The organism is Delftia sp. BGA-UO-ETr-SB1, from assembly GCF_059567865.1.
In genome coordinates this window covers 1,215,782-1,242,060 of sequence record NZ_JCAQOW010000006.1, presented here as the reverse complement: position 1 = coordinate 1,242,060, position 26,279 = coordinate 1,215,782, and the positions used below count along the sequence as shown (strand labels likewise).

The window sequence follows — 26,279 nt, the reverse complement described above, 5'->3', positions numbered from 1 at the left end:
GTTCCTTGGCGGAACCTTTGTCTCGGTTGGGTGCCGGCGCCGAATCCCGTATTGTCGCGCAGACCGGCGCCCCCCGCCAACACGCTGGATCAAGACCGTGCAAATCGGCAAATGGCGAGAGATGCCTGCCGGTCACTGCAGCATGAAGGTCTTGTATTCGAGCCGGTTGAGCTCGCGCGAGAGCAGGTACAGCCCCACGCACAGCGTCACCAGCATGGCCAGGCAAAAGCCGTAGCCATAGAACGCGGCGCCCAGCGCCAGCGAGATGCCCGTGAAGGCGATGTTCAGCGCCACCAGCAGCAGGCAGAGCATGAACACGATGCGCCGCTCGTCCAGGTAGAAGAACACGTTGAGCACGGCCATCACACCCACCTGCAAGCCGGCGCCCACCACCTGCACGTGCAGCAGCGGCAGGTACAGCTGGGAGATGCCCAGCAACTGCAGGATGGCCGGCCCGGCCACCAGGGTGACGAGGACGGCCAGCGTCTGCACCTTGGCGATCTCGCCCAGGCCGGCCTGGATGGCGTAGACCATCTCGTTGCGCATGGACTCGATGTATTCCAGCGATCCGCCGCCGCGCACGGCGTCGAAGAACTTGTCGTAGTACTCGACGAAGTCGGTCTCGATGCGCACCAGGAAGACCGCCATGCCCGGAATGATAGACAGGTACGACAGGAACACCGGCAGGTCGTAGATCAGCGAGGCCCTGAGTCCGCCGATGATCTGCTGCGAGGTCGGCGGGTAATACCAGAACATGAACTTGTCGATCCAGATGCCCAGGTTGTAGAGCACGCCGATGCCGATCAGCGCCGGAAAGATCAGCGAGCGCTGCGTGAAGTCAAAGGCGATCCAGCGCTGCTGCAGCGGAAAGCTGCGCAGCACGATCATCCACATGCCGGCCAGCAGCAGCACGTGGCCGATCACGAAGCTGGCCAGCAACCCTTCCAGCCCCCAGTAGCGCAGCGGCAGCGCCAGCAGCACGATGAGCAGGTAGGTGGCGCCGAACAGCCCGGCAATGGCCCGGTAGTGCTTGAGGCCCGACAGCAGCACGGTCATGACCCAGACCACGCACATCAGCGTGAAGCCGGCCAGCATCAGCACGCGGTACAGCAGGCCCTGGCCCGGCAGCACCACGAACAGCGCCAGCGTGCCCAGCGCGCTGGCAGTGGCCACGACCACCAGCAGCAGGCCATGCAGGTTGGGCAGGATGCTCTCGTCCTTCTTGAGGAACAGCTGGTCCGACACAAAGCGCGTGAAGGCCAGCTGCGCCGCCCCGGTCAGGATCAGGCTGCTGGCCACCAGGTAGGTCACCGAGGTCTGGAACTGCGTGACCAGCAGCGGCGGCGCCACCACGCTGACGCTGAACACCCCTACCAGCAGGATGCCGATGATGGAGAACACCCACGGCCCCGAGCCGATGACGCCCGCATAGGCGTAGGCCTGGAGCACGCTGGTCAGCGTGTTCTTGCGCAGCAGGTGGCGCAGTTCGAATCCAATGCCGGCCATCAGTGTTTTTCCTCGGACTGTTGCAGCGCCCTGTCATAGACCTGCCTGTAGCGCTCGAACAGCAGCCGGTCGGAGTAGTAGCGCTCCACGCGCGCAATCCCGGCCGCGCTGGCGGCCTGCCACTGCGCGGGCGAGCTCAGCAGCTCCAGGCAGGCGTCGGCCAGCGCCTCGGGGTTGGCAATGCCGACCACGCGCCCGCACGAGCCCAGGGCCTGGTCTTGCGGCTCCAGCCCGTCGATGAGCTGGCGGCAGGAGCCCACGTCGGTGCTGACCACGGGCACGCCTGCGGCCTGGGCTTCAAGAATCACCAGGGGCAGCGCCTCGCTGATGGACGACAGCACGACCACGCCCACCTTGGGCAGCAGCTCCTCCACCTTCTGCATGCCCAGAAAGCGGATGTTGGCCTGCAGGCCCAGGCTGTCCACGAGGTTCTGGCATTCCTCGGCATAGGCCGGGTCCTCGGCCGTGGGGCCGGCCACCCAGGCCTGGGCCTGGGGCATCCGGTTGACCACGCGGCGCATGGCGCGGATGAAGGTCTTGATGTCCTTGATGGGCACCACGCGGCCGATCAGGCACAGCACGGGCGGCACCTCGGCGGGCCGCTGGGTGCGCAGCGGCGCAAAGCGTTCTATGCGGATGCCGTTGGGGATGCTGACCGTGCGCTCGGCGGCCGCGCCATCGGCCACCTGGCGAAGGCGGTTGTTCTCGTACAGCGCAATGATGGGATCGGCCGCGCCATAGCAAAAGCGCCCCATCCAGTCGAAAAACCGTATCCACATCTGCCGGAAGAACGACACCTCCATGGGGTCGCGCTGGAAGATGTTGCGGTTGTCGCGGATCCAGGAGCTTTGCAGCAGGTCGATCTGGCGCTCTTTCGTGTAGATGCCATGCTCGGACAGCACCAGCGGCAGGCCGCGCGCATGGTGCAGCAGGCCGCCCAGAAATCCCGCATAGCCGGTCGAGACGGTATGCAGCACGCGCACTGGGATCAGCCCGTGGGCGATGCGCGCCATCAGCCACAGCGGCTGCAGCATGATGCGCACGGTCCAGAAGAAGTCCACGAACGACGGGTCGGTGCAGTGGCGCCGGTAGCTGTCGCGGATCAGGTCCCAGGCGTATTCGCTGTGCAGGAAATCCTCCAGCGGCAGGCTGCCGCCGGGCTGCAGCTCCAGCGCAATGGAGCGCATGGCCGCCAGCACCTTGGCCCGGCTTTCGGCACTGCCGTCGTGCGCCTCCAGGGCGCCCAGGAATTCCTGGGCCTTGGCCAGGGCTTCGGGATGGCCGCGCGAAGGGGCGGGCTGGATATTGGAGTGCAGCGCGTCAAACAGGTAGTGCTGCTCGAAGTGCACCACGTTGGGCGGCAGTGCGTAGCGGAAATCGCCATAGTCCTCGCGCCGGCTGCCCAGGAAGACGATGGCAAAGCGGTGCTCGGGATAGGCCTGCAGGATCTGGTTGACCCAGCTGGACACACCACCGCTGACATAGGGAAAAGTGCCTTCCAGCAGCAGCGCGATGTCCGCATCGGCCGCCGTGGGGAACTGGCTCGCACGGCTCATGAGGCACTCCAGTAGCGGATGCTGGGCTTCAGGCGCGGCAGGGCTTGCTCGATGTCCAGCGAACGCATCAGGGCCTGCGCCTTGGAGAATTCGCGCCGATCGAACAGCAGCTCGGCCTGGTAGGGCACGACGCGTGCCGGCTCCATGCCCAGCGCCAGCGAGCGCTCATAGCAGGCCAGCGACTCCACCGCCCTGCCCTGCATGTGCAGCAGCCGGCCACGGCGCAGCAGCAGCAAGGCGTTGTCGGGCCGCTGGGCGAGCACCAGGTCGCAGTAGTGCAGGGATTGCTTGATGGCGTGGTCGCGCACATCGCCCTGTGCCACGCCCTGGTAGACCAGCTCCGCGTACAGGTCGGTCAGCGCCCGCGCCGCCTGCAGGCCGCGCGGCCCGTAGGGCGCATCGCCCTCGGACTGGCGGGCATGCTCGAACAGCTGCAGCTCCTGGTGGATGGTCTTGCTGATCTCGCGCTCCTTGGCGTCCAGCATGCTGTAGGCCAGCAGGCGCAGGTCTTCGCTGGAATCGCCCAGCGCCGTGCGCAGCATGGGCGAGGCAATGCGCCCCGGCACGCTGCCCAGCGCCACCATCGCCCGCATGCGCGAGGCGACCGGCACATTGGGATTGGCCAGGAAGGACTGCAGGCCCGCCTGGCGGCGGCTGGTGCTGGCCTGCTGGTGCGGGTCGAAATCAGGCAGCGGCATCACCGGGAAACGCGGGCCGCCACGCGGGCCGCGCTGGGTGTGCAGCGCAATGGTGGCGACCACGGCGCCCAAAATGCCGGCCACCGGCACGGCATAGGCAAACAGCCCCATCAGCGCCACCAGGGCCAGGCGCTGGCGCACCGACTTGGCCGAGGTGGCCAGGAAGGGCGCTAGGCACAGCGCCAGCAGGCCGCTGGCCAGCCCGTGGGCCATGAGATAGCCCAGCAGGGCCGCGTCCGACTGGCTGCGCAGCAGCCACAGGCTGCTCCAGGAGGCGATTTCCGCGGCCAGCGCGCCCAGGGCCAGCTTGAGGTTAAGCATGGCCCTGCCCCATCTGATGGAGCCGTTCCAGCACGCTGCTGGCCGAGCAGCGGTCCAGCAAGATGGTGCGCGGGAAGATGCCCGCATCGGCCAGCGAAGCCACGCCGCGCTGGGCCAGCCAGCCCTCGATGCGGTTCAGGTAGCCCTCGGCCGTGGCGTTGGTGCCCAGTGGCATGAAGATGGCCAGCAGCTGCCGGCCATCGCTTTCCTGCAGCCAGGAGCGGTCCAGCATGCGCTCCAGCCGCATGATCTGCTGGGCCATCTGGGCCTGCACAGCCGAGGGCGACAGCTCCAGCGCCACCACCACGCTGCTCAGGCGCGCGCTGCGGTTCACATGCTCCATGCGCTGCAGCTCGAACGCGAAATGCGGCGGGCAATCGGGATAGGCCTTCAGCAGCGGCGCAGCCAGGCTGTTGGCGGCCACGCTGTCCGTGTAGTAGCCCAGCAGCAGGTTGATGGTCTGCAGCGCCTCTTCCTGCAATGCGAAGAAAGGCATTTCCTCGACCAGCAGCAGGCCGTAGATCTCGCCTTCCAGGTCCAGCATGGGCGCCACGACGATGTACTGCGTCTGCTGGCCCTCCGCCATGCTTTGCGAGACATGGCACAGCACATGGCTGTCCAGCGCCTGGCGCACCAGCGGATCGTGGACATGGATGGGCCGCTCGCCCCCCAGCTGGGCAATGGGCGTGGGGTCCAGCACCTCATTGCGCACGGGCACCAGGCTGGCCACGCTGATCTGGCTGAAGCGCGACAGCAGGTTGAGCAGGCTTTGCGCATCGCCCTCGGCGCCACTGAGGCCGCTGAGCACGTTGATGGCATCGCGCATGGACACGGGGCGGCCTATGAGTTCCTGCTCCAGCCGGTCATGCGACAGGCGCAGCAGGTAATGCTGGCGGATCAGCTGCTCGGTGCGCTGGTCCATGTAGTTCTGCGCCGTGCGCGCGCGGCGTATGCGTGCGCGCCAGAGGCTGGAGATCTCGCCCACGACCATGACCAGGATCAGGCCGCCCAGAAAGTACTGTTCCGGGAACAGCGACAGATCGCGCTGGTTGACGCCCAGCCAGGCCAGCAGCAGCACGCCGGCCGCCGACAGGCCGGCCACCGGCCCGTAGCGCAGGGCCACCACCACGGGCGCCAGCCAGGCCCAGGGGAACTCGGACTCCACCCACAGGGGGTTGTCCGGGTTGGCCCACATGCCGATCAAAACGGCCAGCACCGGCAGCAGCAGCGTCTCGCCCACCACCACCCAGGGCTTGGCGCTCGTCTGCACGAGCAGGCCCAGCGGCGAGCCTCTGAATTCCGCGGCAATGCCGGCGCGGCGCGGTGCAGCGGAATGCGGTGCCGCCTTGGGCGTGCTGGCTTGGTCTGGCATGAAGAGTCGTTCCCTGGATTCGCTTATCGGGCGTTGGCCAGGCCTGTGCCCAGCAGGTTGCGGATCAGCTTCTGGCCCACGGCGGCCAGGGCCTCGCGGCTCCAGCCGCTTTGCGCGCCCGCGCCGCTCCACACGGTGGCGCCGGTGCCCACGTCCACGATCTCCAAGGTCACGCCCACGGCCGGCTCGCCATCCACGCCCACCTTGTAGCGCCATTCGTCCACCGCGCCCGTCAGCGCATAGCGCACGCCTTCGCCGCGCGCCCAGGCCAGGGCGTCGTCGCGGCGCTTGGCCTCGCGGCCGTCGAACAGGGTTTCCTGCAGTGCATCGCCCGTGTAGCGCTTGACCTGGCCCACGCCACGCGCATTGATCAGCGCCGTGGCAATGGCGGCGGCGCGGTTGCCGGCCATGGGCGTTTCGGTGTGGTTCTCGAAGGGCAGCACCGCCCAGCTGGCATTCGTCTCCAGCGCGGGCGCCGTGCCCCGGTCGATGGTCGAGCAGGCAGACAGCAGGCCGACAAGGGCAATACCCGTGAGCACGCGAAGGCGGGAGGCGAAAGTGGTGCGGTGTGTCATGGAGAGGCTCCTTGAAGTCTTCGGATCAGTAGTGGAGGCGGTAGGTCAGCAACAGCTCGCGGGTATTGCCCACGGTGTTGATGCCCGACTTGGACAGATTCAGGCCCAGCGCGAGGTGGTCCGCGCCGAACAGGCTGGTGGCCAGGCCCATGCCCAGCTCGTAGCCCGCGCCGTTGACGCTGTGGTGCGTCAGGGCCAGGCTGGCGTAGGGCCGCAGCGCGCGCGTGTACTGCTGCTCGTAGCCCGTGTTGAACATCATCTGCAGGCCCGAGAAGCGGAAACTGCGCGGCAGCAGATAGTCGATGGTGGGATCGTTGAACGGCGGCAGGTAACCCAGGATGGCCGCATCCCGGCCCTGCAGCAGCGCCGGGTCGTTGCGGCTGTAGCGGTGCCAGGAGGTGAAGGCACCGAACTGCAGGGTGGGCGCCTCGCTGCGGTAGGTGTGCAGGTATTGCAGCGTCGCATGGTTGCCGGAGCCCACGCGTGCGCCGCTTTGCACGCGGTAGCGCTCCGATGCCAGCTCCAGCGTGATCTGGTCCAGGCGCGAGAGCTGGTAGCTGCTGCCCAGCGACACGCGGTCCTTCATGCCGCCCATGCGCATGGCCAGCGTTTCCTGCGTGGCCAGGTGCCGGCCCAGTGATGCCTGCAGGCTCCAGCGGCTGTCCACGTTGTAGGTCTGCGTGAACTGCATGGGCGTGTAGCTCTCCAGGCTTTCGCGCCGGCCCAGCATGAATTCGCTGGAGGCCGACTGCGTCTTGCGCGTCAGGCGCAGGCCGATGCCCCGCTCCTGCGAGGGGCCGCGCACCAGGGTATTTTTGTTGACCGTGCGGCGCACGTCCTCGGCATCCAGGTCCAGCGCCCAGCGGGGGTTCAGGCCCACATGCCAGCGCAGCCGGGAGACCTGCTCGTCGATGGCGTCCATGCGGCGGTTGCGCAGTTGCAGGCCGCCGTAGTCGCTGAAGGCCAGCAGCTGCTCGGTCAGCGCCAGGTGCAGGGGATCGTCGTCGGGCTGGTCGGCCATGTTCTCGAAAGCCGCCGTCTGCGCCAGCCGCACATCGCCGACCATGGCTGCCGCGTTGATGCGGTCATAGCGCGGCAGCGCCTCGTCATGGCGCTGCAGCAGCTGCCCGGCCTGGGCCACATCCTTTTCCGCCAGGGCCACCGTGATCTCGGCCCACAGCGGCGAGCTGGTGCTCTTGCTGCGGCTGCGCGCGTACTGCTGCCACAGGTAACCACGCTCGGCCTGGTACTCGCCGCGCTCCTGCAGCCAGGCAATGGCCAACTCGGCCGCAGCGGCGGAATGCTCGCGGCGCCCGCCTTCCAGGTCCATGCGCAGCAGCTCGCGCATCAGGGCGAATTCGGCATCGCCCTGGGTATGAAAGAGCATGAGCCGGCTGCGGGCCTGGCGCTGAACCTCGTCCAGCCCCTCGGCCGTCAGCCATTTGCGGGCGGCCAGGGCCGCTGCGCCGTCCTGGGCGCGTGCCCGCACCTTCTCGCGCGTCCACAGCTGCTGCCTCAGGCTCCAGGCCCGATCGGCCTGCTGGTTCTGCTCCAGCGCGTCGGCGTACTGCATCATCCACAGGAAGTCGTCGGCATGCTCGGCGCGGTGCGGCTTCAGATAGCGCTCCAGCGCAACGGCCGGGCGCGACAGCGTCATGTAGGCCGCCGCCAGGGCGCCGTGCATGTCGGCATCGCGCGCCCAGACAGGCTCGGCCGCCGCCAGCAGCAGCTTGAGGGCCGCCGCATTCTGCGTGTCGATCAGCAGCCACATCAGGCCCTGGCGCAGCGGCGTGGAGCCGGGGTCCAGCGCCAGGCCCTTCTCGAATGCCTCCATGGCTTTTTTCGATTGCGCCGTGCGCTGGTAGTAGGCGCCCAGTATCTGGAAGAAGGTGGGCTGGCCCTGCAGGCGCTTGACCAGGGCCGGGTCGGCCAAGATGCGTTCGACCTGGCTGCCGATCTGCGTCCAGTCCTCCAGGTCCTCCAGCAGGTAGAAGGCCTGCGTCAGATGGCGCACGTCATGGAACTGCTCCCAGGCGTGCAGGGACATCCGGGCCGCCTCGCGCCGGTCGGCGCGCTGCAGCAGGCGTATCACCTCGTCGTAGTCGCTGATGCCGGCGTGCGGCGTCTGCAGCAGGCGGCGGTAGGCCTTCAGCGTCAGTGCTTCCTGGCGCTGGTCCTGGGCCAGGTCGCCCAGCAGGCGCCAGTACTCGCCCTCGTCCTGCATGCCGGCGGGAATGCGCGTCTGCGCATCCTCCAGCCAGCGCAGGCCCAGCGCCGGCTCGCCCTGCAGCAGCGCGAGCACGGCGGCGGGCATGGCGTGGGCCGGCGTGCGCTGCTCGGGATCGGCAAGCACACGCTTCCAGGCCTGCAGCGCCAGTTGCGAACGGCCTGCGCGCTCGGCCAGCTGGGCCAGCAGGATCTGCGACTGCGGCGTGCTGCCGTGCTTTTGCAGATAGTCGATGGCCTCGCCGGGCTCGGCCTGGCGCTCGTAGGCCTGGACCAGCGCCTGCTGCAGCGCGGCATCCTGGGGACGGCGGCTCAACTGGTGGCGCAGGCCGGCAATCAGGGCGCGGTCGTCGAACAGGCCCGGCGCCAGGCGCATCACCGTCTTCCAGGCATCCTCGCGCCCCGTGTTCTGCGCAATGACCAGCCAGCTGTCCAGGGCCTGCTGCTGCTGTCCCATCCATTCGGACACCTGGGCCAGGCGTTCGCGCCAGGCCATGTCCTGCGGCGCCTGGCGCACGGCAGCCGTGGCCACGCGCCAGGCATCTTCCAGGTTGCGGTTTTCGAGGAACACCTCGTAGCCCAGCAGGTAGGTCTTGTCGTCAAAGGGCAGGCCCGGCGGCGGCTTGCGCACGGGATCGGCCGTGCGCAGCATGCGCCAGCCCGGCGCGGTCCAGGCCACGGGCTGCAGCGCCCAGGCGCCGTCGTCGGCAGCCGGGTCCGGACCGGCGCCCGAAGCCCCGGCCACCTGCGTCTGCCACTGCTGCAGCAGGGACAGCTGCAGCAGCCGCTTGGCATAGCGCTCGGCCTCGGCCCGGTTGCCGGCCGCGCGCGCCAGGCCGATGAGCTTTCGCAGCGTCTCGGGGTCGCTGCCCAGCAGTTCTTCCTGCTGGCGCGCAAGCGCCAGCGCTTCGTTGGCACGGTTGCCGGACTGCAGCACCTGCAGGGCCTGCCAGAGGTAGGCGCGCGACTGCTGGACGTCTTGGGTCGTGGCGCTGGCCTGGCGCAGCAGCCGGGCCGATTCCTCGTACAGGGACATGCCCAGCGCCTGCCGCGCTGCGGATTCATAGACCTGCGCCTTGCGCGCGGGATCGGCCTGGCGGCCTGCCACGTCGTCGTAGATGCCCAGGGCCAGCGGTGCGTCCTTGAGCACCAGCGCCGACGAGGCCAGGTACAGCGCCTGCTCCTGGGTCAGCCCCTGCAGCGGCACGTCCTTCAACGCCTGCATCACCTGCGGCGCCAGCGCCTCGGCCTGGCCGCCCGCGCGGTGGTCCTGCTTTTGCGCCTCCAGATAGCCCTGGTAGGCGGTCTGCCAGTGGTCCCAGGCCTGGACGGCTGCGCTGGGCAATGCCTGCTTGGCCGCCTCTTCCCGCGCCAGCTTGATGGCCTGCAGGCGCTCTTCCTTGGCTTTGAGCAGGGCGCGCAGGTTCTCGTTGCCGGGATCGCTCTTGAGCAGGTTGCTCAGGTAGTTGTAGGACAGCTCGGAGTCATCTCCGGTGACGGAGAGCCGGCGCTCCAGATCCTGCTTGGGAAACAGCATCCACAGGGCGCCGCCGATCAGTACCGCCAGCAGCGCGATCAGCCAGAAGGGAACCGTGATGGGGCGCTCAGAGCCCCCGGCATTGCGCTTGGAGTTCGACACTGTTTTGGGTACTTCTGAAGGAACGGAGGTTGGCGTTGCCGGTATCGGCACCCGCCACGGCAAGGAGGGGCGTGGCGGCGTTCGAGGAACTCAGCGAACAGCCGGCAGGCAGGTACATGCGCAGCTCCAGCGGCACATGGCCCTGCAGGGCGAAGCGCACGCCGCCGTCGGCCTGGGGCTGCCATTGCGTGAGCCGGGCATTGGCATCCACCAGATAGGGGCGCGCCGCGTGGGCGGCCGCGCCTGCAGCGTCCTGTTGCGTCTGTTGCGTCTGTTGCACCAGGTATCCGGCGCTGCCGGCCAGGTGCAGGTAGCTGCCGTCTGCCCCCTTGGCATAGCCGGCAATGCCGCTGCTGGCAGCCATGGAAGGCAGGGCCATGCCGGGCGGCATGCGCAGTGTGCGCAGCTGGCCCGGACCCCGCAGGCGCCAGCCCTGCGCGTCGCGGCCAATGGCGAATTCGTAGAAATCCTGCACCTTGCGGATGTACTCGGAGCTGTAGACCGGGTTCAGCCGCTGCGCCAGCGCCCACTGGTAGATCCTGTGCAGCGCCTTGATGCTGGCCTGCTTGCTGGCGGAGTAGGAGTGGTAGTAGATGTCCACGGCCTTCAGGCGCCGGGGAGCCTCGGTCATCTCGAAGGTCTCGATGACCCGCTCGAAGCCGTAGAACGGCCCGTGCCAGAGGTTGGTGTAGATGTTCTCGTTGGTGACGGGCGCATAGATCTGCAGGTGGCCGCCCTTGCGCAGACCCCAGCTGCGCACCTCGGTGAGCGAGGGATTGCTGCGCGTGATGGCCGTGTCGCCACCATTCATGTTGAGCAGGCCGGCGGCATCGGAGATGGCCAGGGCCTCGGCGCTGGGCGCCGTGTTGCCGGTCCACAGGAACACGTCCACCGGCTTGCCGGGCGGCGCCAGGCGCTTGCGGATGTAGTCGACCGAGCCATTGATCTCCCGGTTCATGTCCATCTGGTAGCCGGGGATGTGGAGGTTGAGGTTCACCTCCTTGCTGTCATCCCCGTCGGGCGCTGCCCCGGGCTCCCAGAAGAAGGGGTGCGAGTAGGAATGGCTGGCGATCTCGACATGGGGCATGGCGAAGATGCGCTTGGCAATGCCCTCCAGCTGCTCGGCCCACTGCGGATACAGGCCCTGCGGCGAGACCTCGGCCTCGATGACCGAGATGGTGTGCGGGATCTTGTAGCGCTCCAGGATCTCGCGGCGCAGCACTTCGCCCGCGAAGGGCGTTCCCGGCAGCTCGGCCTTGGAGGGAAAGCCGTCGCCATCCACATGGGCCAGCAACAGGCGGCGGCCGTTCTCCGTGGAGACATCGGGCGCGGGGAAATCCTTCAGGCGCAGCGCCTCGCGCAGCAGCGCGAACGGATCGATCACCCAGCGCGACTGGTCGGTGCCCGGCATGCCCACCACCACATAGGGCATGAGTGCAAAGCCGCCCCAGGGCGTGATGGCGGCAGAGACGAAGCGGCGCCCCCGCTTGTCGTCGAAGGACAGCAGCTCGCGGCTGCCCTTGGCCATCTGCGGCGTGAACTCCCAGCCTTCGTAGTCGTGCGCGGGCTCGGCCGGCGGTATCTCGAACCCCATGAGCGGGGCCTGCTCGGCGCGCCGCAGCGGGAACACGGGTGCCGCTTCCGTGCTGCGCGTGCCCAGGGCGGCCGACATGGTGCGGTCCTGGGACAGGCCCAGCGTATTGAGCACCAGCAGCGGCATGCCCTGCTGCACCTGGTTGGCCAGCCACTGCCGCACGCTTTTGGCCCGCATCTCGGGCACCGCACCGCCGAACCAGCTCACCACGCCGGCATAGCGGTCGCGCGCCACGCCTTCGGGCAGGGGCTCGCGCACATCGGCGTAGTCGGCAACGTAGCCCATGTAGTTGATGGGCATTTCCAGAAAGCGGTGCGCCGATGCGCCGTTGATGGACGGATAGTCGGCACCGTTGTAGAGAATCAACACCCTGCGCGCCACCGCCTCCACCTGGCCTATGCCCAGGGTCTGCAGCCCGGCATCGGAAACCCACGGAATGATGCCCAACTGCGCAATGCGGCGGGCCGTCTCGCGCGTGGCGTCGCGGTCATGCGGGGCCACGTAGTCGATGGACAGCACCGGCAGGCGGTCGCGCTCGCGGATGGTCTGCAGTTGCTGCAGCAGCCATTCGCGGTCTTTCTCGGGCACGTTCACATAGCGCTTGAGGCTGGCATCCCAGCCCCGCAACAGCGACTCCGCCGCCACCATCTGTACCTTGTCCCTCACACGCGGCACGATCTCGAAGCCCCGGTTCAGGATCAGGCGGATGCCGGGATAGCGCTGGTGCAGCGTCTCGATGACGCGCACCAGGCCGTCCTGCTGGGCCTTTTCGTCGAAATTCGCGGCCAGGCGGTAGGAGTCCAGCGTGTCCAGGAAGAAGCCCCGAAAACCCTGCTTCCACAGCGGTGCGATCACCTCGTCGGCAAAGAAGGCGGGCCACTGCGCAGGCGTCTGGTCCAGGACGATGGACTGCCAGGCGCCGTTGCGCGCCATCTTCCAGGCCTCGGGAATCTTGCTGAAGTAGGCGCGCTCGGGCAGCACCTCGGCCACGGAGGCATATGCGTAGAGCTCGCTGCCCGGAGCCTGCTTGCGGAATTGAACGGGGTCGTAGCCGTGGCCCGGCTCCACGACGGCAATGTCGTAGAGGCTCAGTTCACTGAGCGAGGCCTTGTTCCCGTAATAGACGGCAACCGCTGGCTCGGCGGCCTGCACCGCCCAGCCGCACAACAGCCCCCAGCAAAACAGGCAGGTTCGCAGGAAAGCGTTCACGGCCTTCTCCTCGGGGTGCGGCCACGCACGGTCAATTCATAGTTTTTGTACATCAAATTTCTAGTCGATTTGATAAAAGCTATCGTCAGTCCGACGAAATGCGGGCGCGAGCATACCGGTTTTTGTCTGCAAACGTGTCTTCTCCCTACTTTTGTGCTCGGCGCCCTTGAAGCCTGGGGGAAGCTGGGTTATGGCGATACTAGGCAGGCAGAAAAATCACCAATGAAAGGTATTCATGATTCTGGTCACAGGCGGCGCCGGCTTCATCGGCTCGCATACCTGCGTGGAACTCGCCGCTGCGGGCGAGCCCTACCTGATCTACGACAACTTCAGCAACAGCAGCCCCGATGTGCTCGAACGCATGGAACGCATCACGGGCCGGCGCCCGCTGTGCGTCGAGGGCGACGTGCGCGACCGCGCCGCGCTGGAGCGGCTGTTTGCCGAGCACTCCATCCGCGAGGTGATCCACTTCGCCGCGCTCAAGGCAGTGGGCGAGTCCGTGGCCCAGCCGCTGCGCTACTACGAACACAACGTGGGCGGCACGGTGGCCCTGCTGCAGGCCATGCGGACGGCGGGCGTGCGCAGCCTGGTGTTCTCCTCCTCGGCCACGGTCTACGGCGATCCGGCCAGCCTGCCGATCCGCGAAGACTTTCCGCTGTCCGCCACCAACCCCTACGGCCGCAGCAAGCTGTGGATCGAGGAAATGCTGGCCGACCTGGACCGCGCCGAGCCCGGCCAGTGGAGCCTGGCAAGGCTGCGCTACTTCAACCCCGTGGGCGCCCATGAAAGCGGCCTGATCGGCGAGGACCCGCGCGACATCCCCAACAACCTCATGCCCTATGTGTCGCAGGTCGCCATCGGACAGCGCCAGCAGCTCAGTGTCTATGGCGATGACTATGCGACGCCGGACGGCACGGGCGTGCGCGACTACATCCACGTCACCGACCTGGCGCGCGGCCACCTGGCAGCGCTGCGCTATCTGCGCGAACAGCAGGGCCTGCTGACCGTGAACCTGGGCACGGGGCGCCCGGTCTCGGTGCTGGAGATGGTCAAGGCCTTCGAGCGCGCCAGCGGCCGCCCCGTGCCCTACCAGATCGTGGCGCGCCGCCCCGGCGACGTGGCCCAGTGCTGGGCCGACCCCGCCGAGGCCGAGCGTCTGCTGGGCTGGAAGGCCATGCTGGACCTGGACCGCATGTGCGAGGACGCATGGCGCTGGCAAAGCCAGGCCGCAGGCCTCAAGCGCTGAACCCCGCAGCGCCTGCGGGCGCCGAGGGCGTGGTATCTTTTCGCCCTTGTTTCACGCCCTAGCCACGAGTCTGCCCATGCTTGCCAAACGCATCATCCCCTGTCTTGACGTCACGGGAGGGCGCGTCGTCAAAGGCGTGAACTTCGTGGAACTGCGCGATGCGGGCGACCCGGTGGAGATCGCCGCGCGCTACAACGCCCAGGGCGCGGACGAGCTGACCTTCCTGGACATCACGGCCACCAGCGACGGGCGCGACCTGATCCTGCCCATCATCGAGTCCGTGGCCAGCCAGGTCTTCATTCCCCTGACCGTCGGCGGCGGTGTGCGCACCGTCGAGGACGTGCGCCGCCTGCTCAACGCGGGCGCCGACAAGACCAGCTTCAACTCGGCCGCCATCGCCAATCCCGATGTGATCAATGCGGCCTCGGACAAGTACGGCGCGCAATGCATCGTCGTGGCCATCGATGCCAAGCGGCGCACCGCCGAGGACGAGCAGCGCATGGGCGCCGATGGCCGCGCTGCCGGCCCCGGCTGGGACGTGTACAGCCACGGCGGACGCAAGAACACCGGCCTGGATGCCGTGCAGTGGGCCGCCGAAATGGCGCGCCGCGGCGCGGGCGAGATCCTGCTGACCAGCATGGACCGCGACGGCACCAAGTCCGGGTTCGACCTGAAGCTCACGCGCGCCGTCAGCGACGCCGTGCCCGTGCCCGTGATCGCCTCGGGCGGCGTGGGCTCGCTGGACGACCTGGCCGATGGCGTGACGCTGGGCGGCGCCGACGCCGTGCTGGCCGCCAGCATCTTCCACTACGGCGAATTCACCGTGGGCCAGGCCAAGCAGCGCATGGCCGAGCGCGGCGTGCCCGTGCGCCTCTGACTACCGCGCGCCGGCGGACTCCTTCATTTCAGTTTTCCATGGCGCTAGCGCGGCCCACAACCCATGAAACCGGCGCGGCCCAAGGGACCAGGGACAGCGAGCAAGGGCCGCCCCGCAGCAAGGCTGTCGTCTCCCTCCCGCGCAGCGAGAGAGGGGGAAGGCGCGAAGCGACTCAGGGGGTGTATTTTCAATCCAGGCAATTCCTGACAATCCTGTCACAGGGATGCCCACCCAGGATATTCACAATGCAGGCAATGAACTGGCTAGATCAAGTCAAATGGGATGCGCAGGGCCTGGTGCCCGTGATCGCGCAGGAAAAGGACACGGGCGACGTGATGATGTTCGCCTGGATGAACCGCGAGGCCCTGGCCAAGACGGCCGAGCTGGGCCGCGCCGTCTACTTCAGCCGCTCGCGCAACAAGCTGTGGTTCAAGGGCGAGGAATCGGGCCACGTGCAGACCGTGCACGAGGTGCGCATCGACTGCGACAACGACGTGGTCCTGCTCAAGATCACCCAGACCGGCCACGAGCCCGGCATTGCCTGCCACACGGGGCGCCACAGCTGCTTCTACAGCGTGCTGCAGAACGGCCAGTGGCAGGCCGTCGATCCGGTCTTGAAAGACCCCGAATCGATCTACAAATGAATTCCACGAACATGAACGACACCGCAAGCACTTCCTCGCTGGACGCCCTGGCGCGCCTGGCCGCCGTCATCGAAAGCCGCAAGCCCGCCAACGGCGGCGACCCCGACAAGAGCTACGTCGCCCGCCTGCTGCACAAGGGCCCGGATGCCTTTTTGAAGAAGATCGGCGAAGAGGCCACCGAAGTGGTCATGGCCGCCAAGGACGCAGACCATGGCGGAGACGCCGGCAAAATCCTCTACGAAGTGGCCGATCTGTGGTTCCATAGCATGATCGCCCTGGCCCACTATGGCCTGACGCCCGCCCAGGTCGTTGCCGAACTGGAACGCCGCGAAGGCACCAGCGGCATTGAGGAAAAGGCGCTGCGCAAGGCCCAGGAACGTGATGTGAACGAGAAAGGACCGCTGCCATGAATGACGATTACATCGAAGTCCGTGCCCTGGACCAGTCCCGCATCGAAGGCCTCAAGGCCTGGGGCTGGGTCAGCTACCTGCTGCACCTGGTGGTGGCCGTGGCCGCCGTCGTGCCGGGCGCCCAGCCCAGCATTGCGCTGCTGGTGATCGCCCTGATCATCGATCTGGTCAAGCGCGGCGACGCCGAAGGCAGCTGGATGGCCAACCACTTCTCGTGGCGCATCCGCAGCGTGATCTGGGCCGGCATCCTGTACCTGGTCACGGCGCCGCTGTGGCTGCTGTTCTTCGTGCCCGGCTGGATCGCCTGGACCGTCATCTCCATCTGGTTCCTCTACCGCATCGTGCGCGGCATGGTCGCCATGAACCGCAACCAGGCCGTGGACCGCTGAAGGTCCCGGGCAAACCGCCATGACTCCGACCCCGACCTGCAAGATCAACCTCGCCCTGCAGGGCGGGGGCTCGCACGGTGCCCTGACCTGGGGCGTGCTCGATGCGCTGCTGGAAGACGGCAGCCTTGTCTTCGACGGCATCAGCGGCACCAGCGCCGGCGCCATGAATGCAGTGGCCCTGGCCCAGGGCTTTGCCAAGGCTGCACGCCAGGAAAGCGATCCGGTGGCCGCCCAGGCGCTGGGGGCCGAGCTGGCCCGCGCCACGCTGACCGAACTGTGGGAAGGCGTGGGCACCATGGGCAGCCTGATGTGGGGCGCGCCCCTGCCGGGCAGCCCCTTCATGGGCGTGCTCAACCAGTTCTTCTCGCCCTACCAGACCAACCCGCTGGACATCAACCCGCTGCGCAAGCTGCTCGAACGGGTCGTGGATTTCGAGGCGCTGACGCATCCGCCCGTGGAAGGCGTGGTGCCCAAGGTCTTTGTATGCGCCACCAATGTGCGCACGGGCCGGGGCTGCATCTTTTCGGGCAGAAAACTCAGTGCCGACGCGGTCATGGCCTCGGCCTGCCTGCCTCAGCTGTTCAAGGCCGTGGAAATCGATGGCGAGCCGTACTGGGATGGCGGCTTTTCGGGCAACCCGGCGCTGTACCCGCTGATCTACGGCACGGCGTCCAGCGACATCCTGCTGGTGCAGATCAACCCCATCGAGCACACCGATCTGCCCAACACGGCGGCCGACATCATGGACCGCATGAACGAGGTCACATTCAACGCCGGCCTGCTGGCCGAGCTGCGCGCCATCGAGTTCGTCAAGCGCCTGCTCGAGCAGGGCAAGCTGGACCCGGCACGCTACAAAAAGGTGCTGCTGCACCGCGTGGACGGCGGCTCCGTGCTCAAGGGCTATGGCGCCTCGACCAAGACGCGCTCCGACATGCGCTTCGTGCGCGAGCTGTTCGAGCTCGGACGCGAGCAGGGCCAGCAGTGGCTCCAGCAGCACCGCAGCGACATCGGCGTGCGCCAGACGCTGCGCATCAACGACAATCCGGCCTGATTTCCAACCTACCGCCAGCTTCCCAGGATTCCTGTAGCGCCATGCACGACCACGACCCGAACTGCCTGTTTTGCCGCATCACCAAAGGCGAGATCCCTTCCCGCAAGGTCTATGAGGACGAAGACGTCTTCGCCTTCCACGACATCCATCCCGGCGCGCCCATCCACTTCCTGATGGTGCCCAAGAAGCACATCCCCTCCATGGCCCAGGTCCAGGCCGAGGACGCCCCGCTGCTGGGCCGCCTGATGGCGCTGGCGCCCCGCCTGGCCGCCGAGCAAGGCTGCAACCCGTATCCCGACGGCGGCTTTCGCCTGGTGGTCAACACGGGCACCGAAGGCGGCCAGGAAGTCCACCACCTGCACATCCACGTCATGGGCGGCCCCCGCCCCTGGCTCAAGGGCTGAAACTCAAGGGCTGAAAACACCGCAGCGGCCACGCTGCCTGCAGCAGACGTCTGCCGCCCGGCACAAGGTGGCCCGTCTCTTGCTTGAGGCACCCCCTGTTTCTTGCGTCGGCCAAACGGCTTTTGTGGGGCCTTGCGAACTGCCGCCATGGCCCGGCGTCTAAAATGACCTGCAATTCTTAGGAGAGATTCTCATGGGCTCGTTTTCCATCTGGCATTGGCTGATCGTCCTGGCCATCGTGGTTCTGGTGTTCGGCACCAAGAAGCTGAAGAACATCGGTTCCGACCTCGGCGGCGCCGTCAAGGGCTTCAAGGACGGCGTGAAGGACGGTTCGACCTCCACCGACACTCCCGCAGCCGCTCCCGGCCAGGTCGCCGGCCAGACGGCTGCCGACAAGACCACCATCGACGTCGAAGCCAAGCAAAAGAGCTGATGGCCCGCACGCCAAGCTTCCATGTTTGATATTGGCCTTTCCAAGATGGCGCTCATCGGTGCCGTGGCCCTCGTGGTCATCGGTCCCGAGAAGCTGCCGCGCGTGGCGCGTACCGTCGGCACCCTGCTGGGCAAGGCCCAGCGCTATGTCTCCGATGTGAAGGCCGAGGTCAACCGTTCGATGGAACTCGACGAGTTGCGCAAGATGAAGGACACCGTGGAGGGCGCGGCGCGAGACGTCGAGCAATCCATCCACACTTCGGCCGCCAACTTCGAGAAGGACTGGAACGAGTCCACGGCATCGCTCAACGGCACGTCTTCCTCGTACGACTCCTCTTCCTACGGCTCCGACAGCGATACGTACAGCGCCGTGGCGCCGGCCTACCGCCACCCGGGCAAGAACTGGCGCCTCAAGCGTGCCGCCGTGCCCCAGTGGTACAAGGCCCGCGCCGGCGTGCGCACCAAGGCGCAGTCGGGCGCGGCGCGCGTGGCGCGCTTTCGCCCCCAGAAGTCCCGCTGAAGATGCCGGCGCGCCGCGGGCCACGAGGCAACCAGCCCAGCCTCTGCCACCCGGGCACCCGCCATTGCCGAATCCTGCCCGATCCGTCGGGCTTTCTGCTTTTCACCCCAGGTCCGTGGATGCCCTTGCGGCCCGCCGCGGTTTCGCACCATGTCCGACATTCCACCTAAAGACGACGAGCTGGCAGGCACCGAGCAGCCTTTCGTCCAGCACCTGATGGAGCTGCGCGACCGCCTGCTCTATTGCATCTACGGCATCGGTCTGGCGATCGCCGTGCTGGCCGTGTGGCCCGGCCCCAACGGGCTGATCGACTTCATCGCCCACCCGATCAAGGCCCACATGCCGCCCGATGCCAAGCTCATCGCGGTGGGCGTGTTCACGCCCTTCTTCGTGCCGCTCAAGGTGCTGATGATGGTGGGCGTGCTGGCCGTGCTGCCCTGGATCATGTACCAGATGTGGGCCTTCGTGGCGCCCGGCCTGTACAGCCATGAAAAGCGCTTTGCGCTGCCGCTGATCATCTTCGGCAGCCTGCTGGCCTATATCGGCATCGCCTTCGTGCAGTTCTTCGTGCTCGACAAGATGTTCGCCTTCATCCAGGGCTTCACCCCGGACAGCGTGGCGGCCACGCCGGACATCGCCTCGTATGTGGAGGCCATCCTGTCGCTGTACCTGGCCTTTGGCCTGGCCTTCCAGGTGCCCATCGTGGTCATGCTGCTGGTGCGCTTCGGCCTGGTGGACATCGCCAAGCTCAAGTCCTTCCGCGGCTATTTCATCGTGGTGGCCTTCATCATCGCCGCCGTGGTCACGCCACCCGACGTGATCTCCCAGCTGGCCCTGGCCATTCCGATGTGCATTCTTTACGAAATAGGCATCCTGGGCGCCGGCTGGTTCAGCCGCGTCTCCAAGGCGCCGGAAGAAGAAGCCGAGCCCGGCACCGCAGTGGACAAGCCCGCAGAGGATAAACCCTCCCCCTGAGTCGCTTCGCGCCTTCCCCCAGAGGGGGACGACACCCTCGGTGCGGGGCGGCGCGGCCGGCCCAGGCCCTTCCTCGGTGTCCCTCGCTTTAGGGCGCGCCAGTTTCAAGGGCCTACGCTGAAACACGAGGAATCTGTAATAAAAAGCCCTTGGTTCATCACCAAGGGCTTTTTCTTTGTCCATGGCCAAGCCCCTTCCGGGGTTGGCATCTCAACGCGGCAGGTCGGACGCGCCCATCAAGAATTCATCGATGGAGCGAGCGGCCTGGCGGCCTTCGCGGATGGCCCAGACGACCAGGGACTGGCCGCGGCGCACGTCGCCGGCGGCGAACAGCTTGGGCACGCTGGTGGCGTAGCCGCCCGTGAAGTCGGTGGTGGCCTTGGCGTTGCCGCGTGCGTCCTTGTCCACGCCAAAGGCGTCGAGCACGGCCTGCACGGGGCTGACGAAGCCCATGGCCAGCAGCACCAGATCGGCCTTGAGCACCTGCTCGCTGCCGGGCACCTCGACCATCTTGCCGTCCTTCATCTCGATGCGCACGGTCTTGACGGCCGTGACCTGGCCCTTCTCGCCGATGAACTCCTTGGTGGCGATGGCGAACTCGCGCTCGCAGCCTTCCTCGTGGCTGGAGCTGGTGCGCAGCTTGATCGGCCAGTAGGGCCAGACCAGGGGCTTGTTCTCCTGCTCGGGCGGCATGGGCATCAGCTCGAACTGGGTCACGCTGACGGCGCCGTGGCGGTTGCTGGTGCCCACGCAGTCGGAGCCGGTGTCGCCGCCACCGATGACGATGACATGCTTGCCATCGGCCCGCAGTTGGCCCTTGAGCTTGTCGCCCGCGTTGACCTTGTTTTGCTGCGGCAGGAACTCCATGGCGAAATGAATGCCCTTGAGTTCACGCCCCGGCACGGGCAGGTCGCGCGACTGCTCGGCACCACCGGTCAGCAGCACGGCGTCGAACTCGGCCATGAGCTGCTCGGGGCTGACGGTTTCCTTGGCCCAGTTGGTGACCTTGGAGTCTTCGCCCAGGCCGTCCTTGCCCGCCACCAGCACGCCGGTACGGATCTTGACGCCTTCGGCCACGAGCTGCTCCACGCGGCGGTCGATGTGCGACTTCTCCATCTTGAAGTCGGGGATGCCGTAGCGCAGCAGGCCGCCCACGCGGTCGTTCTTCTCGAACAGCGTGACATCGTGGCCGGCGCGCGCCAGTTGCTGCGATGCGGCCAGGCCTGCGGGGCCTGCGCCGACCACGGCGACCTTCTTGCCGGTCTTGCGGCTGCTGGGCAGGGGCTTGACCCAGCCTTCGGCCCAGGCACGGTCGATGATGGCGTGCTCGATGGACTTGATGCCCACGGCGTCGTCGTTGATGTTCAGCGTGCAGGCGGCCTCGCAGGGCGCGGGGCAGATGCGGCCGGTGAACTCCGGGAAGTTGTTGGTGCTGTGCAGCACGGCGCTGGCGCTCTTCCAGCCGCCGTGGAAGACCAGGTCGTTGAAGTCCGGAATGATGTTGTTGACCGGGCAGCCGCTGTTGCAGAACGGCGTGCCGCAGTCCATGCAGCGCGCGCCCTGGATCTTGGCCTGGCTGTCATCGAGGCCGATGACGAATTCCTTGTAGTGCTTCACGCGCTCGACGACGGGCGCGTAGCCCTCCTCAAGGCGCTCATATTCCATGAAGCCGGTGGTCTTTCCCATGATTCGTTGTCCTGATGTGTGGGGTGCAGGGATGGATGCGGGCCGCTGCCCGCATCCTTCGCTTCCTTGTTATTTGGCGGCCACGGCTTCCTTGGCGTGTTCCTCGACCTCGGGCGTGGCGGGCTCTTCCATCACCTGGCGCTCGTACATCTCGGACAGGGCACGCTTGTACTCGCTGGGGAAGACCTTGACGAACTTGGAGCGGGCCGCCGCCCAGTTGTCCAGCAGGTCGCGGGCGCGCTTGGAGCCGGTCCAGCGGCTGTGCGCCTCGATCAGTGCGCGCAGCTGGCGTTCGTCGGTTTCGCGGCGGTGCCAGACGGCGGGCGAGACCTGGGCCAGGTGCTCGTCGTGGGGCAGCACCTGGTCCAGAGAGACGGACGCCTTGTTGCAGCGCTCGGCGAAGCGGCCATCCTCGTCATACACATAGGCCACGCCGCCGCTCATGCCGGCCGCGAAGTTGCGGCCCGTCTTGCCCAGCACCACCACGGTGCCGCCGGTCATGTATTCGCAGCCGTGGTCGCCCACGCCTTCGACCACGGCCGTGGCGCCCGACAGGCGGACCGCGAAACGCTCGCCGGCCACGCCGCCGAAGAAGGCCTCGCCGCTGGTGGCACCGAACATCACGGTGTTGCCGACGATGGTGTTGGTCGTCGTGTCGCCGCGGAATTCATGGCTGGCATGCACCACCACGCGGCCGCCGGACAGGCCCTTGCCCGTGTAGTCGTTGGCATCGCCGCGCAGGTTCAGCGTGATGCCGTTGCACAGGAAGGCGCCGAAGGACTGGCCGCCGGTTCCCTCGAAGTGGATGCGGATGGTGTCATCCGGCAGGCCTTCGGGATGCACGCGCGTCACGGCACCGGAGAGCATGGCGCCCACGGAGCGGTTCACGTTGCGCGCCACTTCCATGATGCGCACGCGCTCGCCGTTCTCGATGGCGGGCTTGCAGCGCTCGATGAGCTTCACGTCCAGCGCCTTGTCCAGCAGGTGGTCCTGCTTTTCGACATGGAAGCGCGCCACGTCGGCAGGCACTTCGGGCTGGGCGAACAGGCGCGAGAAGTCCAGGCCCTGGGCCTTCCAGTGCTGCAGGCCCTTGCGGGTGTCCAGCAGGTCGGCACGGCCGATCAGGTCGTCGAACTTGGCCACGCCCAGCTGGGCCATGATCTGGCGCACTTCCTCGGCGATGAAGAAGAAGTAGTTCACCACATGCTCGGGCTTGCCCGAGAACTTGGCGCGCAGCACCGGGTCCTGCGTGGCCACGCCCACGGGGCAGGTGTTCAGGTGGCACTTGCGCATCATGATGCAGCCCTCGACGACCAGGGGCGCCGTGGCGAAGCCGAACTCGTCGGCGCCCAGCAGCGCGCCGATGACGACGTCGCGGCCGGTCTTCATCTGGCCGTCGGCCTGAACGCGGATACGGCCGCGCAGGCGGTTGAGCACCAGGGTCTGCTGGGTCTCGGCCAAGCCGATTTCCCAGGGCGAGCCCGCATGCTTGATGGACGACCAGGGCGATGCGCCCGTGCCGCCGTCATGGCCTGCGATGACCACGTGGTCGCTCTTGCACTTGGCCACGCCGGCCGCGATGGTGCCCACGCCCACTTCGGACACGAGCTTGACCGAGATGTCGGCGTGCGGTGCCACGTTCTTCAGGTCGTGGATCAGCTGGGCCAGATCCTCGATGGAGTAGATGTCGTGGTGGGGCGGAGGCGAGATCAGGCCGACGCCGGGCACGGAGTGGCGCAGCTTGCCGATGTAGTCGGACACCTTCCCGCCGGGCAGCTGGCCGCCCTCGCCGGGCTTGGCGCCCTGGGCCATCTTGATCTGCACCTGGTCCGAGGACGACAGGTATTCGGCCGTGACGCCGAAGCGGCCCGATGCCACCTGCTTGATCCTGGAGCGCAGCGAGTCGCCGTCCTGCAGCTCGATGTCGGCCTCGACCTTGTCGGCGCCGATGATGGAGCCCAGGGTCTCGCCCTTCTTGATCGGGATGCCCTTGAGCTCGTTGCGGTAGCGCTGGGGATCTTCCCCGCCTTCGCCGGTGTTGCTCTTGCCGCCGATGCGGTTCATGGCCACGGCCAGCGTGGCATGGGCCTCGGTGCTGATCGAGCCCAGCGACATGGCGCCCGTGGCAAAGCGCTTGACGATGTCCTTGGCCGACTCGACCTGGTCCAGCGCAATGGCCTTGGCCGGGTCGAACTTGAACTCGAACAGGCCGCGCAGCGTCATGTGGCGCTTGCTCTGGTCGTTGATCAGCTGGGCGTATTCCTTGTACGTGCTCCAGTTGTTGGAGCGCGTGGAATGCTGCAGCTTGGCGATGGCGTCGGGCGACCACATGTGCTCTTCACCACGGGCGCGCCAAGCGTATTCGCCACCGGCGTCCAGCATGGTCTCCAGCACGGGATCGTCACCGAAGGCCGCGCGGTGGTTGCGGATGGTTTCCTCGGCGATCTCGAAGACGCCGATGCCCTCGACGCGGCTGGCCGTGCCGGTGAAGTACTTGTCCACGGTGTCGCTGTTCAGGCCGATCACCTCGAACAGCTGGGCGCCGCAATAGGACATGTAGGTGGACACGCCCATCTTGGACATGATCTTGGACAGGCCCTTGCCGATGGCCTTGACGTAGTTGTAGATGGCCTTGTCGGCCGACAGGTCGCCGCCCAGCTCCTTGTGCATGTCGGCCAGGGTTTCCATGGCCAGGTAGGGATGCACGGCCTCGGCGCCGTAGCCTGCCAGCACGGCGAAGTGGTGCACTTCGCGCGCCGTGCCCGTTTCCACGACTAGGCCGGCCGTGGTGCGCAGGCCCTCGCGCACCAGGTGCTGGTGGATGGCCGACAGCGCCAGCAGCGCGGGGATGGCCACCTGGGTGGCGCTCACATGGCGGTCGCTGATGATCAGGATGTTGGCGCCGCCCTTGATGGCGTCCACGGCCTGCGCGCACAGCGATGCCAGCTTGGCTTCCACGCCCTGCTTGCCCCAGGACAGCGGGTAGGTGATGTCGATCGTTGCGCTCTTGAACTTGCCCTGCGTGTGGCGTTCGATGTCGCGCAGCTTGGCCATGTCGGCGAAGTCCAGCACGGGCTGGTGCACTTCGAGGCGCATGGGCGGGTTGACCTGGTTGATGTCCAGCAGGTTGGGCTTGGGTCCGATGAAGGACACCAGCGACATCACGATGGCTTCGCGGATGGGGTCGATCGGCGGGTTGGTCACCTGCGCGAACATCTGGCGGAAGTAGTTGTACAGCGGCTTGTTCTTGTCCGACAGCACGGCCAGCGGGCTGTCGTTGCCCATGGAGCCGATGCCTTCCTCGCCGTTCTTGGCCATGGGGGCCAGCAGGAACTTGATGTCTTCCTGCGTGAAGCCGAAGGCCTGCTGGCGCTCGAGCAGCGGCAGGCTGGCGGCCTCGGGGCCGGCATGGGTGTCACCGCCCACGCTGCCCAGCTTGATGCGCAGGTTCTCGATCCACTGCTTGTAGGGCTTGGTGTTGACGATGTTGGCCTTGAGCTCGTCGTCCTCGATCAGGCGGCCCTGCTCCAGGTCGATCAGCAGCATCTTGCCGGGCTGCAGGCGCCACTTGCGCACGATGGAGCTGTCGGGCACGGGCAGCACGCCGGCCTCGGAAGCCAGGATGACCAGGTCGTCATCGGTGATCACGTAGCGCGAGGGGCGCAGGCCGTTGCGGTCCAGCGTGGCGCCGATCTGGCGGCCGTCGGTGAACACGATGGAGGCCGGGCCGTCCCAGGGCTCCATCATGGCGGCGTGGTATTCATAGAAGGCGCGGCGGCGCTCGTCCATGGACTCGTGCTGCTCCCAGGGCTCGGGAATCATCATCATCACGGCCTGGCTGATGGGGTAGCCGGCCATGGTCAGCAGTTCCAGGCAGTTGTCGAACGTTGCCGTGTCGGACTGGCCAGCGAAGCTGATGGGATAGAGCTTCTTGAGGTCCTCGGCCAGCACGGGCGAGGCCATCACGCCCTCGCGCGCCAGCATCCAGTTGTAGTTGCCGCGCACGGTGTTGATTTCACCGTTGTGGGCCACGTAGCGGTAGGGGTGGGCCAGCGGCCACTCGGGGAAGGTGTTGGTGGAGAAGCGCTGGTGCACCAGGCCGATGGCCGAGACGCAGCGCTCGTCGGACAGGTCGTTGTAGTACACGCCCACCTGGTCGGCCAGCAGCAGGCCCTTGTAGACCACGGTGCGGCTGCTCATGCTCGGAACGTAGTATTCCTTGCTGTGCTTGAGCTTGAGGTTCTGGATGGCGGCGCTGGCCGTCTTGCGGATCACGTACAGCTTGCGCTCCAGCGCGTCCTGCACGATCACGTCTGCACCGCGGCCGATGAAGACCTGGCGCAGGATGGGTTCCTTTTCCTGGACCGTGGGCGACATGGGCATATCGCGGTTCACGGGCACATCGCGCCAGCCCAGCAGGACCTGGCCTTCGGCCTTGATGGCGCGCTCCATCTCCTGCTCGCAGGCCAGGCGCGAGGCGTGTTCCTTGGGCAGGAAGATCATGCCCACGCCGTACTCGCCCGCCGGCGGCAGGGCCACGCCCTGCTTTGCCATCTCTTCGCGGTAGAGCTGGTCGGGAATCTGGATCAGAATGCCCGCGCCATCGCCCATGAGCTTGTCGGCGCCCACGGCGCCGCGATGGTCGATGTTTTCGAGGATCTTGAGCGCGCCGGTGACGATGTCATGGCGCTTGACGCCCTTGATATGTGCAACAAAGCCGAGGCCGCAGGCGTCGTGCTCGTTGCTCTTGGAGTACAGACCGTGGTCTTGGAGATGCTTGATCTCGGCAGCCGTCGTCATGGCGGAATCCTCAAATTTTTCGCAGGGAACGCAAGATTAAGGCAAGGCATCACCTCATGCAATAAATTTATATAAGGGTCAGATCCCAATTAATTCCAGAACAAAAAAATCGGAAATTAATAAGGGACACATTTATTTCACAAAGACCT

At 66.8% G+C, this 26,279-nt stretch carries 19 protein-coding genes; 10 read left to right on the top strand and 9 right to left on the bottom strand.

Features of this window, described 5'->3' with window-relative positions:
- Positions 1–132: 132 nt before the first annotated feature.
- From pelG to AC57B5_RS24320, 7 genes are read right to left on the bottom strand one after another with little or no spacing between them, the layout of a single operon-like run.
- Positions 133–1,506 (bottom strand): exopolysaccharide Pel transporter PelG, encoded by a 1,374-nt coding sequence (gene pelG / locus AC57B5_RS24350; protein WP_012207338.1) that lies wholly within the window; start codon positions 1,504–1,506, stop codon positions 133–135.
- Complete coding sequence (gene pelF, locus AC57B5_RS24345; protein WP_492801688.1) at positions 1,506–3,062, bottom strand: GT4 family glycosyltransferase PelF; 1,557 nt, start codon at positions 3,060–3,062, stop codon at positions 1,506–1,508. Before pelF ends, pelG begins: the two co-directional genes overlap by 1 nt.
- Complete coding sequence (locus tag AC57B5_RS24340) at positions 3,059–4,081, bottom strand: hypothetical protein (protein ID WP_496400511.1); 1,023 nt, start codon at positions 4,079–4,081, stop codon at positions 3,059–3,061. The genes pelF and AC57B5_RS24340 overlap by 4 nt, the downstream gene beginning before the upstream one ends.
- Entirely contained in the window at positions 4,074–5,453 is a 1,380-nt protein-coding gene (locus tag AC57B5_RS24335) for a PelD GGDEF domain-containing protein (protein WP_065345570.1), read from the bottom strand. The genes AC57B5_RS24340 and AC57B5_RS24335 overlap by 8 nt, the downstream gene beginning before the upstream one ends.
- Before the next feature lie 23 nt (positions 5,454–5,476).
- The gene (locus tag AC57B5_RS24330; protein WP_043822266.1) at positions 5,477–6,028 is read right to left on the bottom strand and encodes a transporter; all 552 of its coding nucleotides are present in this window, start codon (positions 6,026–6,028) and stop codon (positions 5,477–5,479) included.
- Between the two features lie 25 nt (positions 6,029–6,053).
- A complete protein-coding gene (locus AC57B5_RS24325; RefSeq protein WP_496400510.1) occupies positions 6,054–9,893 on the bottom strand; it encodes a tetratricopeptide repeat protein in 3,840 nt (1,279 codons plus the stop codon).
- A complete protein-coding gene (locus AC57B5_RS24320) occupies positions 9,859–12,696 on the bottom strand; it encodes a bifunctional glycoside hydrolase/polysaccharide deacetylase family protein (protein ID WP_496400509.1) in 2,838 nt (945 codons plus the stop codon). The genes AC57B5_RS24325 and AC57B5_RS24320 overlap by 35 nt, the downstream gene beginning before the upstream one ends.
- Before the next feature lie 235 nt (positions 12,697–12,931).
- Between AC57B5_RS24320 and galE the strand changes: the two genes are divergently transcribed.
- From galE to tatC, 10 genes are all read left to right on the top strand, one after another.
- Positions 12,932–13,942 carry a UDP-glucose 4-epimerase GalE gene (gene galE / locus AC57B5_RS24315; protein ID WP_496400508.1) on the top strand — a complete coding sequence of 337 codons (1,011 nt, stop codon included), beginning with the start codon at positions 12,932–12,934 and terminating at the stop codon, positions 13,940–13,942.
- Positions 13,943–14,018: 76 nt separating this feature from the next.
- Entirely contained in the window at positions 14,019–14,819 is an 801-nt protein-coding gene (hisF, locus tag AC57B5_RS24310) for an imidazole glycerol phosphate synthase subunit HisF (RefSeq protein ID WP_016450993.1), read from the top strand.
- Positions 14,820–15,064: 245 nt separating this feature from the next.
- Entirely contained in the window at positions 15,065–15,463 is a 399-nt protein-coding gene (hisI, locus tag AC57B5_RS24305; RefSeq protein WP_013800785.1) for a phosphoribosyl-AMP cyclohydrolase, read from the top strand.
- Positions 15,460–15,873: a phosphoribosyl-ATP diphosphatase gene (locus AC57B5_RS24300; protein ID WP_043822256.1), complete on the top strand. Its 414-nt coding sequence runs from the start codon at positions 15,460–15,462 to the stop codon at positions 15,871–15,873. The genes hisI and AC57B5_RS24300 overlap by 4 nt, the downstream gene beginning before the upstream one ends.
- A complete protein-coding gene (locus tag AC57B5_RS24295) occupies positions 15,870–16,262 on the top strand; it encodes a DUF4870 family protein (RefSeq protein ID WP_013800783.1) in 393 nt (130 codons plus the stop codon). The genes AC57B5_RS24300 and AC57B5_RS24295 overlap by 4 nt, the downstream gene beginning before the upstream one ends.
- Positions 16,263–16,281: 19 nt before the next feature.
- Positions 16,282–17,313, top strand: a complete 1,032-nt coding sequence (locus AC57B5_RS24290) for a patatin-like phospholipase family protein (RefSeq protein ID WP_496400507.1) — start codon at positions 16,282–16,284, stop codon at positions 17,311–17,313.
- Between the two features lie 41 nt (positions 17,314–17,354).
- Positions 17,355–17,717, top strand: a complete 363-nt coding sequence (locus tag AC57B5_RS24285) for a histidine triad nucleotide-binding protein (protein WP_012207351.1) — start codon at positions 17,355–17,357, stop codon at positions 17,715–17,717.
- Between the two features lie 193 nt (positions 17,718–17,910).
- On the top strand, positions 17,911–18,150 hold the full coding sequence (gene tatA / locus AC57B5_RS24280; protein WP_013800780.1) for a Sec-independent protein translocase subunit TatA: 240 nt from the start codon (positions 17,911–17,913) through the stop codon (positions 18,148–18,150).
- 21 nt (positions 18,151–18,171) lie between these two features.
- The gene (gene tatB / locus AC57B5_RS24275) at positions 18,172–18,669 is read left to right on the top strand and encodes a Sec-independent protein translocase protein TatB (protein WP_012207353.1); all 498 of its coding nucleotides are present in this window, start codon (positions 18,172–18,174) and stop codon (positions 18,667–18,669) included.
- A gap of 150 nt (positions 18,670–18,819) precedes the next feature.
- The gene (gene tatC, locus AC57B5_RS24270; protein ID WP_013800779.1) at positions 18,820–19,644 is read left to right on the top strand and encodes a twin-arginine translocase subunit TatC; all 825 of its coding nucleotides are present in this window, start codon (positions 18,820–18,822) and stop codon (positions 19,642–19,644) included.
- 210 nt (positions 19,645–19,854) lie between these two features.
- On the opposite strand, the gene AC57B5_RS24265 is transcribed toward tatC, so the two are convergent.
- Together AC57B5_RS24265 and AC57B5_RS24260 are read right to left on the bottom strand one after the other, a co-directional pair.
- Positions 19,855–21,330, bottom strand: a complete 1,476-nt coding sequence (locus tag AC57B5_RS24265; protein ID WP_034396989.1) for a glutamate synthase subunit beta — start codon at positions 21,328–21,330, stop codon at positions 19,855–19,857.
- Between the two features lie 69 nt (positions 21,331–21,399).
- On the bottom strand, positions 21,400–26,130 hold the full coding sequence (locus tag AC57B5_RS24260) for a glutamate synthase-related protein (RefSeq protein WP_013800777.1): 4,731 nt from the start codon (positions 26,128–26,130) through the stop codon (positions 21,400–21,402).
- Positions 26,131–26,279 lie beyond the last annotated feature (149 nt).